This window comes from Vibrio sp. M260118, assembly GCF_036533755.1.
Classification (GTDB): Bacteria; Pseudomonadota; Gammaproteobacteria; order Enterobacterales; family Vibrionaceae; genus Vibrio.
The window spans coordinates 1-1,148 of the sequence record NZ_JATABG010000613.1; the positions used below are offsets into that span (position 1 = coordinate 1).

Below are 1,148 nucleotides of genomic sequence, written 5' to 3' on the forward strand. Positions count from 1 at the left end.
GGCTACAGCACAGCGCAAACTTGGTGGAAAGCGATTCTACCACAGTGGTTTGCCAAGCTTAGATTTCCAATGCTCGCTGTGATTGCCTATAGCTTGTCCGTGGTCGATGTTGCGCTCATTCTCGGCCCCACAAACCCGCCAACATTTGCGGTTTTAGTTTGGCAATGGTTTAACGAACCTGACTTGTCATTACTGCCCAGAGCCGCTGCCGGAGCCGTGATTCTATTTGCGATCGCAAGCTTACTTATTGGCTTGGCTCGCTTGATTGAGTGGACCATCACCAAAGGATTCCGCACTTGGCAATATTCAGGCCGAACCGGTCACAAACTTCCGGGTAAAAGTCTTTTCATTGCCATTGGCAGCTTAACCATAGTGATGGTTCCCTTGATTGTGATTTGGAGTATTGCCCAAAGATGGAGATACCCAGACCTGCTACCGACCCAGTTCAGCCTGCGCTTTTGGCAATATGAGTGGCAAGGTATCGCTAGCACGATAGAACAAAGCATGCTGATTGCAGTAATATGTGCCACCGTAAGCCTGGTGTTGGCCCTGATAGCCCATGAATATCGCCTTCGTTACCGTTGGCAAGTTCCTGGCTATATCATCGCTATCCCAATGCTTATCCCTCAACTTTCAGTTCTGTTTGGTATGCAGGTTGTGACCTTGTATTTAAACAGTGACGCCTACCTATTCTGGGTATGCTGGGCGCATATTTTCTTCGCTTTTCCTTTTGTTTATTTGTCTCTAGATGGACCATGGCGCAGCTATAATAACGGCCTGACACGAGTCGCGCTCAGCCTAGGTAAATCGCCGCTGCAAGCCTGGATCAAAGTCAAATTGCCAATGTTACTTCCTGCGGTCGCTTTTGCGTGGGCAATAGGAATCAGCGTTAGTCTTGCCCAATACCTACCCACCCTGATTTTGGGCGCAGGGCGCATTAGCACCATAACAACGGAAGCTGTGGCACTTTCAAGTGGCTTCGACCGACGAGTCACCGCTATCTATGCGATTTGGCAAGCCTTGTTGCCTCTGATGTTTTTCTCTTTCGCGATTCTACTTAGCCGATTGCACGTTAAGTATCGCAGACTGACAATTAAAGGTTTACTACCGAATGAGTCTTTGTCTCGAAAACCTCGCCATCCGTAAAA

At 48.5% G+C, this 1,148-nt stretch carries 1 protein-coding gene; it reads left to right on the forward strand.

The genetic code is table 11. The features are described 5' to 3' along the window. The coding region (locus tag QTO00_RS20020; RefSeq protein ID WP_331426310.1) for an ABC transporter permease at positions 1-1,146 on the forward strand (1,146 nt) is incomplete at its 5' end. Positions 1,147-1,148 lie beyond the last annotated feature (2 nt).